Source organism: Streptomyces nanshensis (assembly GCF_001751255.1).
Lineage (GTDB): Bacteria > Actinomycetota > Actinomycetes > Streptomycetales > Streptomycetaceae > Streptomyces > Streptomyces nanshensis_A.
This window is the reverse complement of record NZ_LJGW01000010.1, coordinates 5,776-13,535: the sequence shown is the minus strand read 5'-3', so window position 1 is coordinate 13,535 and position 7,760 is coordinate 5,776. Positions and strand designations below refer to the sequence as shown.

Below are 7,760 nucleotides of genomic sequence, written 5' to 3'. Positions count from 1 at the left end.
CGGATGGTTCCGCACACGGGCCCGTCCCGGCGTCGACTCCCCTCGCGTTGCCGGAGGTTGGGGCTTCAGACCCTGCGGCCGGCCCGCGAGGCGCCTCCGAAGAGACGTGCCAGCAGGCGGAAGGGCAGGGTCACTACGGTGGCGATGGCGCCTCCGATCATCCGGAGGCCGTCTGCGATAGCTCGGAACATGCGGGGCGGGTGACCCCCGTCGGCGTACGTAAACAGTCCGGCGTACGTCAACAGGCGGCCGTGGCCGCCCCGGTGCCGCCGTGGCCGTTCCGGCCGCCCGCGCCCGTCGTGCGCCCGCCGTGTCAGCCCTTGCCGAACAGGTCCTCGGGGAAGGCGCCCGCCTTCGCCGCCGACGCGGCGAATCCGCCCGCGAGTTCGGTGAGCCGTGCGACTCCGGCCTCGCCCAGGTGCTCGTACGGCGCGCCGTCCAGCCGGTCGGTGGCGTGCTCCAGCTCCTTGCGCAACTCGGCGCCCTCAGCGGTGAGTTCGCCCTCGGCGTCCAGCAACCCCCGCTCACGCAGCCGCTCCTGGGCCGCCGCCCAGTCCTGCTTGTTGTAACCCCGCGTCGACAGCACCCACTTGGGCGCCATGCCGCGTCCGCTGGCGGTGTGGCTGACCAGCGCCTCCAGCGGGTCCAGGCCCGCCGAGAGCAGAACGGCGATGTGCGCGTCGCCGCGGTGCTCGCGCAGCATCGTGGCCGCGTGCCAGTACGCCAGGTGCGGGGCGTCCGGTATCGGCAGGTCGGCGTTGGCAGCGTAGAGCGGGCGGCCGGGGCGGGTGCAGGCGTCCGCGGCCGTCATCGCGAGCTGTGCCGCCTCGGTCATCTCCGGCGAGGACAGGGTCTCTTCGCCGAGGAGTTCGCGCAGCATCGCGTCGACCGCGCGCAGCCGCGCGGCCAGCACGGTCGCCGGGGAGGCGGACTCCCACACGGCGGGCACGAAGCGCGCGACGAGCGAGTGGCTGAAGTTGTAGAAGGTGGCGGTGACCGTCCCGGCTCCGGCGGCGCCCAGCGGCGCGGCCCGTCCGGCGAAGTAGACGGCGCTGGGGTCCTCGATGCCGTACGGGGCAAGCTCCTTGCCCAGTGCGGGGGAGAAGTACACCGCCGAGTGGAGCGGGTTGACCGTGTTGTGGCAGCGCCGTCCGGCGCCCTGCGGGAGAGACGTCATGGCCACACGTTACCGAGAGGTAAACAGTGTGTCCCGGTGCTCTGCGCCACAGTCCCGGCGGGCGGTTCCGCGGGGCCGCCGGATGCCGTCCGTGCCCTCGGTACGCGGGAGCCGGGGCGTCCTCAGTCCCCAGCCCTCAGCCAGGGGCGCCGTGGCTGCGGTCCGCCGGGGCGGGCGTCCAGCGGAAGCGCGGTGCCCGCCGCTCCAGGAACGCCGCGGCGCCCTCCGCCGCCTCCCCGCTCTCGGCGGCCTCGCGGCGCCAGTGCTCCATGCGGGAGGCGTCCGGCTCCGGCCCGGCGAACTCCTTGGCCGCGGCCTGTGTGAGCTGTGAGCGCTCGACGAGCGTACGCGTGAACTCCCGTACCCGCGCCTCCAGTTCCTCCGGCGGGTGCACCTCGTCGACCAGCCCGGTCCGCAGCGCGCGGTCGGTGTCGATCAACTCCCCGGAGAACAGCAGGTACTTGGCCGTCGCGGGCCCGACCAGCCGCACCAGCCGCTGCGTCGAGGAGGCCGGGTAGACGATGCCGAGCTTCGCCGGGGTGACGCCGAACAGGGCGCCGTGCGCGGCGAATCGCAGATCGCAGGCCGCCGCGAGCTGGGCGCCGCCGCCCACGCAGTGCCCGCGCACCGCCGCCAGCGTCGGCTTGGGGAACGCGCTCAGCGCCTCCTCCGCCGCCACCGCGAGCGCCTGCGAGGACTCGGCGGACTCACGGAGCGTGGCGATGTCGGCGCCGGCGCAGAAGGTGTTCTCGGCTCCGGTGACGACGAGGACGCGTACGGAGGTGTCGTCCGCGAGCCCCGCCAGCAGACCGGGCAGCTCGCGCCACATCGCCTCCGTCATGGCGTTGCGCTTGGCGGGATTGTGCAGGACGATCCGCGCGACGCCGTCGCCGTGCTCGGTGAGCAGGGCCGGCTGTGCGGGCTGCGGGAACTGCGGCGGCCGCGGCGGCTGCGCGGGTCCCTCCGGCTGTGCGGGGCGTTCCGGTCCTGCGGAGTGCGCGTCTTCCATGTGTACGGATCGTAGCCGTGCCGGGTCCGTGGACCGACGCCGCGTGGAGCCAAGCTCTGTCAGAGAGCCGTCCCGGGCGTAAGTCTTCTGTCAATTGCCATCGATAAGTGCCGACTTGCGGTCAGTGGGCAGGAAGTGGCCTCCGGCATACCAACACTCAAGGTGCACGTACATCTGCAAGAACGCTCGGATGCAAGAACACTCGGAGGAGAGCGGGGTGCGGGAGATGGACAGCCGCGGGAGTCGTCCGCCGGGTCCGGGCGCTGCGTCCGGGGCCGCGCTGCCGGTCCAGGAGCGGGATCCTTCCCGTGCGTGCGAGGGCACATGGCGCTTCACCGCACCCGCGCTCGACGCGTCCGTGCCCCAACTGCGGCACGCCGTACGGGACCTCGTCCGCCGCCAGGGCGTCGTACCGGAGGAGATCCTCCAGAGCCTGCTGCTGATCCTCTCCGAGCTGGCCTCCAACGCCGTACGGCACGCGGCGCTCCTCTCGCCCGAGATCGGGGTCGAAGTACGCCTGCACGGCGGCTGGTTGCGCGTCGCCGTCGAGGACAGCCACCCCTACCGGCCCAAGGCCCTGGCCGCCGACCCCGATCAGGAGCACATCGGCGGCCGGGGCCTGCTGCTGGTGAAGGTGATCACGTCCGAGTCGGGCGGCGTCTGCGACGTCGAGCCGACCGCGACGGGCGGGAAGGTGGTCTGGGCGGCGCTGCCGCTGCCGCTGGGGGCGGGCCCGCCGCCGCCCGCGGCCGTCACCAGCCGGCCGCCGCTCCCGTGACCTCGGCGATCGCGGGCCGTGCCGCGTCCAGGACGGTCATGAACCAGCTCGAGAACGCCCCTTCGGCGTGCCGCCGCTTCAGCTCCTCCGGGGTCACGAAGGCGGTCTCGGCGATCTCCTCCGGATCCGCGCGCACCGTGTCCCGTACGAGCCCGGCGAAGAGATGGTTGAACTCCTGCTCCACGAGCCCCGATTCGGGGTCCGGGTGGTTGTAGCGGACTGTGCCCGCCTCCCGCAGCAGGAACGGCGCGACGCCCAGCTCCTCGCTCACCCTCCGCGCCGCGGCGGCGAACGGCGCCTCGCCCGGATAGGGATGACCGCAGCAGGTGTTGGACCACACACCGGGGGAGTGGTATTTGCCCAGCGCCCGGCGTTGCAGCAGCAGCCGTCCCGCGTCGTCGAAGAGGAAGACGGAGAACGCGCGGTGCAGCCGGCCGGGCGCCACATGTGCGGAGAGCTTCTCCGCGGTGCCGATGGTCGTACCGTCCTCATCGACCAGTTCGAGCATGATCGGTGCGACTGTGCTGTTCGCCATGGTGTTCCTTCTGTGGGGGCTGTCGGGGCTTGTCCGTCGTCCGCCGGCCGGCAATGCGCCCCAGTCTGCCGCAGATCAGTGGCACAACTTGGCTTCGTGGGCCGCATGTCCGCGCGGCTCGAGCTGGAACGTGCAGTGCTCCACGTCGAAATGGTCGCCGAGGCAGAGCTGAAGATCGTGCAGGACTCTCTCCTGCCCCACGGAGTCCAGCGTCTGCCGGGTGACCACCACATGTGCCGAGAGCACCGGCATGCCCGAAGTGATCGTCCACACATGGAGATCGTGCAGACCGACCACGCCCTCCACGGCGAGGATGTGCTCGCGCACCTCGGCCATGTCCACATCGCGCGGCGCCGACTCCAGCAGTACGTCGAGGGCTTCGCGCGCGAGCTTGACCGTACGCGGGACGATCATCGCGCCGATGGCGAGCGAGGCGACGGGGTCGGCCGCCTGCCAGCCCGTCAGCGCGACGACGGCGGCGGAGACCAGCACGGCCAGCGAGCCCAGCGCGTCCGCGAGGACCTCCAGGAAGGCGCCCCGCACATTGAGGCTCTCCCGCTGGCCGCGCAGCAGCAGCGAGAGCGAGACGACGTTCGCCACCAGACCGATGGCGCCGAAGAGGGCGGTGAGGGGGCCGTCGGTGGCGGCCGGTTCGATGAAGCGCTCGACGGACTCGTAGAGGATGAAGCCGCCGACTCCCAGCAGCAGAAGGCAGTTGAGGAGCGCGGCGAGGATCTCCGCGCGGGCGAAGCCGTACGTACGCCGTTCACTCGCGGGCCTGTTGGCGAAGTGGATCGCGAGCAGGGCCATCGCCAGGCCGAGCGCGTCGGTCGCCATGTGCCCCGCGTCGGCCAGCAGCGCGAGCGAATCGGCGAGCAGCCCGCCGACGATCTGGGTGACCAGCACGCCGAGCGTGATGAAGAGCGCCACACGCAGCCGCTTGCGGTAGCCCGCCGCCGCGGTGCCGCCCCCCGCCGGAGCGGGCCCTCCGTGAGAGTGCCCAGCGCCCATTGCTGCGAGCCTCCGCGTCCTCGGTCCCGTGCGCCACGCGCCTGTCGGTGGCAAGTGAACTACGCCGCGGGGGCAGGTGCAACGCGACGGTGAACACCGTTGTCATGTGCCGTGACCTGGGCGTTTGTGGACGGGGCCGGGGGCAGCGGGCGGGAGCGCGGAGGGCCGGCGGAAGCCGCCGGGCGGTGCGCGGTGAGGGGCGTGCGCCGCGGACGCGTCAGCGCGCGCCGGGGTGGCGCAGGCACCACCCCTCCCAGGCGGAGGTGATCATGTCGCGCACGCTGTGCCGTGCCCTCCAGCCCAGCTCCTTCTCCGCCAGCTCCGCCGAGGCGACCACCCGTGCCGGGTCGCCGGCCCGACGGGGCGCGGTCCGTGCCGCGGGCTCGCGCTTGCCGGTGATCTCGGCGACGAGGTCGGCCATCTCCCGTACCGAAAGGCCCCTGCCCGTACCGATGTTGAGGGTGAGGTCACCGCCGGGCTCGCTCACGCCATCGCCCGGCTCGCCGCCCCCGGATCCGCCGCTCGTGCCGCCGCCACGGCCCGAAAGCCGCCGCGCCGCGGCGAGATGGGCCTCGGCCAGGTCCTGCACATGGATGTAGTCGCGTACGCACGTGCCGTCCGGCGTCGGATAGTCGTCGCCGAAGATCAGCGGGGCCTCGCCGCGGGTGAGGGCGTCGAAGAACATCGGCACGATGTTGAAGACGCCGGTGTCCGCGAGCCGGGGCTCGGCCGCGCCCGCGACGTTGAAGTAGCGCAGGCAGGCCGTCGAGAGGCCCGTGGCACGCGCCGTGGCGCGCACCAGCCACTCGCCGGTGAGCTTCGTCTCACCGTAGGGATTCATCGGGACGCACGGCGTCTCCTCTGTGACGAGGTCGACATCCGGGGTGCCGTAGACCGCCGCGGAGGAGGAGAAGACGAAGCGCTCGACGCCGGCCGCGACGACCGCCTCCAGCAGCACCGTCAGCCCGCCCACGTTCTCCCGGTAGTAGCGCAGCGGCTGTTCGACCGATTCGCCGACCTGCTTGCGGGCGGCGAGATGCACCACACCCGTGATCCCGTGCTCCGTCAGCGTGCGTTCGACCAGTGCGCGGTCCAGGACCGAGCCGCGCACCAGGACCGCCTCCGGCCGCGGACCCGGCATCCCCTCCAGACGCTCCGGCAGCCCGGCCGAGAGATCGTCCAGGACGACCACGCGCTCCCCGGCCTCCGTCATCGTCCGCGCGACGTGCGCGCCGATGTAGCCTGCCCCACCTGTGATCAACCACGTCATGGCGGCAGCCTATCCGCCGCCGCTGAGGCCCGGCCGGGCCGCGAGAGGCCGCTCGCCCCGCGGTTGAGCGCCCCACGCGCTGCGGGCCCCGGCGGCCATCACCCGATCGTGGCCGCCGGGCCCGTACGTCCCGACGCCACCGCACACGCACCGCGCACACCTCGCACACACCCCGCGTACGACCGCCCGCCGAGGGCCGCGCCCAGGTGTCGAGCCGCACCGGCGCCCGCATTTGGCGCTCCGACCAAGATCGACCATGCTGTGTCGCGGCAGTGCAACACCAGTCCGGTGAACGCGCGATGAAAGCCCGCCTGTTCGATCCGATAGCCTCTGCCGACGCGCCGCCCGCAGCCGAACGGGCCCCGGCGCACCCTGCCCGCTGCCCGGCCGTCCCCGAGGCCGGATGTCGCGCCGTTCCGCGTCCAAGGAGTGAGTTCGACTGTCGACCGCCATCCTCACCGGTCCGCCGGTCGCGGGGTCGCCGCTGGAGGGCGACCTGCGGTCGCTGGGGTTCGACGTACGTGTCGCGGACGGCGCCGAGCAGGCCGCCGCCGAAGTGGCCGCCGCCCCGGCCGGTGCCAGGGTCGCGCTCGTCGACCCGCACTTCGTCGGCCACGTCCACAGCCTCCGGCTCGCGCTGACCGACCCCCGCTTCCCGGCGGGCGCGGTCACCGGCGCGCTCTCCGTCCAGCCGCAGGCGCGCGGAGCACTCTCACGCGCCCTGCACCGTAGGGACACCGCCGGCACGGTCACCGTCGGCACGGCCACCGAGGGAGCGGGCGCCGCGGGCAGGGAAGCCGCCGACGAGGGCGCCGTGACCGCACCGCCGCGCACCCTCCCCGACGCCGTGACCGCCGCCCTCGAAGCGGACGAAGTCGCCGTGCACCGCCCCGAGTTGGGCCCGCTGCACGCCTCCGTCCCCACCGACGAGGCGTCCCGCGCCGCCGCACGCGAGGCCGTCGCGGCGGTCGACGACGAGGCGGTGCGCCTGCGGAACGCGGTGAAGTCCCGGGACGGCTTCTTCACCACTTTCTGCATCAGCCCCTACTCCCGCTACATCGCCCGCTGGTGCGCCCGCCGCGGCCTCACCCCGAACCAGGTCACCACCGCCTCCCTCGTCACCGCGCTGATCGCCGCCGCCTGCGCGGCGACCGGCACCCGCGGCGGCTTCGTCGCCGCCGGCGTGCTGCTGATCGCCTCGTTCGTCCTGGACGCCACCGACGGCCAACTCGCCCGCTACGACCTCCAGTACTCCACCCTCGGCGCCTGGCTCGACGCCACCTTCGACCGCGCCAAGGAGTACGCCTACTACGCGGGTCTCGCCCTCGGCGCCGCCCGCGCCGGCGACGACGTCTGGGGACTGGCGCTCGGCGCGATGGTGCTCCAGACCGTCCGGCACGTCGTCGACTTCTCCTTCAACGAGGCGAACCACGACGCCACCGCCAACACCAGCCCCACCGCGGCGCTCTCCAGCCGGCTCGACAGCGTCGGCTGGACGGTGTGGCTGCGCCGCATGATCATCCTGCCGATCGGTGAACGCTGGGCCCTCATCGCGGTGTTGACCGCCTGCACCACACCCCGCATCACCTTCGTCGTGCTCATCGCCGGCTGCGCCCTGGCCGCCTGCTACACCACCGCGGGCCGCGTGCTGCGCTCCCTGACCAGGAAGGCCGGAGGCCCCCGCCCAGGCGGAGCGCTCCGGGGGAGCACCGACCGCGCCGCCCGGGCCCTGGCCGATCTCGCCGACAGCGGCCCGCTCGCCGAGGGCGTAGCCGCCCTGGTGCGCCGTACGGGCCTGCGTCTGCCGGGATATGGACCGCCCGCGCTCGCGCTGCTGGGCACCGCCGCGCTGCTCGGCACCGCGCTGTGGACGCCGCGGACGCCCGCGGGCGGTGTCTGGGTGTGCGTGGCCGCGCTCGCGTACGCGCTGACCTCGGGTCTCGCCGTCGCCGTACCGCTGCGGGGCGCGCTGGACTGGCT

General features: G+C 73.4%; 8 protein-coding genes. 2 read left to right on the top strand and 6 right to left on the bottom strand.

The genetic code is table 11. From position 1 onward, the window contains the following. Positions 1-65 precede the first annotated feature (65 nt). The 3 genes from AN218_RS38680 to AN218_RS00135 all read right to left on the bottom strand — a co-directional run bounded on the left by AN218_RS38680 (position 66) and on the right by AN218_RS00135 (position 2,186). Positions 66-191, bottom strand: coding sequence for an LPFR motif small protein (locus AN218_RS38680; protein ID WP_258396212.1), 126 nt, complete (start codon positions 189-191; stop codon positions 66-68). 122 nt (positions 192-313) lie between these two features. Next, positions 314-1,177 (bottom strand): SCO6745 family protein, encoded by an 864-nt coding sequence (locus AN218_RS00140; RefSeq protein WP_070014375.1) that lies wholly within the window; start codon positions 1,175-1,177, stop codon positions 314-316. 136 nt (positions 1,178-1,313) lie between these two features. Then, positions 1,314-2,186 carry an enoyl-CoA hydratase/isomerase family protein gene (locus tag AN218_RS00135; RefSeq protein ID WP_079131669.1) on the bottom strand — a complete coding sequence of 291 codons (873 nt, stop codon included), beginning with the start codon at positions 2,184-2,186 and terminating at the stop codon, positions 1,314-1,316. Positions 2,187-2,376: 190 nt separating this feature from the next. Between AN218_RS00135 and AN218_RS00130 the strand changes: the two genes are divergently transcribed. Continuing rightward, complete coding sequence (locus AN218_RS00130; RefSeq protein ID WP_244900165.1) at positions 2,377-2,964, top strand: ATP-binding protein; 588 nt, start codon at positions 2,377-2,379, stop codon at positions 2,962-2,964. Here the strand turns inward: AN218_RS00130 and idi are convergent. From idi to galE, 3 genes are all read right to left on the bottom strand, one after another. Continuing rightward, positions 2,939-3,499: an isopentenyl-diphosphate Delta-isomerase gene (idi, locus tag AN218_RS00125; protein ID WP_070014374.1), complete on the bottom strand. Its 561-nt coding sequence runs from the start codon at positions 3,497-3,499 to the stop codon at positions 2,939-2,941. The genes AN218_RS00130 and idi overlap by 26 nt on opposite strands. A gap of 75 nt (positions 3,500-3,574) precedes the next feature. Continuing rightward, positions 3,575-4,510: a cation diffusion facilitator family transporter gene (locus tag AN218_RS00120; RefSeq protein WP_070014373.1), complete on the bottom strand. Its 936-nt coding sequence runs from the start codon at positions 4,508-4,510 to the stop codon at positions 3,575-3,577. A gap of 217 nt (positions 4,511-4,727) precedes the next feature. Further along, positions 4,728-5,780, bottom strand: a complete 1,053-nt coding sequence (gene galE, locus AN218_RS00115) for a UDP-glucose 4-epimerase GalE (protein ID WP_070014372.1) — start codon at positions 5,778-5,780, stop codon at positions 4,728-4,730. A gap of 439 nt (positions 5,781-6,219) precedes the next feature. Here galE and AN218_RS00110 point away from each other — a divergent pair. Then, positions 6,220-7,760 (top strand): DUF5941 domain-containing protein (locus AN218_RS00110; protein ID WP_244900166.1); only part of this gene is annotated, 1,541 nt, incomplete at its 3' end.

Bases quoted from the DNA above. Each gene is read 5' to 3' on its own strand.
- AN218_RS00120 (WP_070014373.1), bottom strand. From the start codon at position 4,510: ATGGGCGCTGGGCACTCTCACGGAGGGCCCGCTCCGGCGGGGGGCGGC.
- AN218_RS00135 (WP_079131669.1), bottom strand. From the start codon at position 2,186: ATGGAAGACGCGCACTCCGCAGGACCGGAACGCCCCGCACAGCCGGAG.
- idi (WP_070014374.1), bottom strand. From the start codon at position 3,499: ATGGCGAACAGCACAGTCGCACCGATCATGCTCGAACTGGTCGATGAG.
- galE (WP_070014372.1), bottom strand. From the start codon at position 5,780: ATGACGTGGTTGATCACAGGTGGGGCAGGCTACATCGGCGCGCACGTC.
- AN218_RS38680 (WP_258396212.1), bottom strand. From the start codon at position 191: ATGTTCCGAGCTATCGCAGACGGCCTCCGGATGATCGGAGGCGCCATC.
- AN218_RS00140 (WP_070014375.1), bottom strand. From the start codon at position 1,177: ATGACGTCTCTCCCGCAGGGCGCCGGACGGCGCTGCCACAACACGGTC.
- AN218_RS00130 (WP_244900165.1), top strand. From the start codon at position 2,377: ATGCAAGAACACTCGGAGGAGAGCGGGGTGCGGGAGATGGACAGCCGC.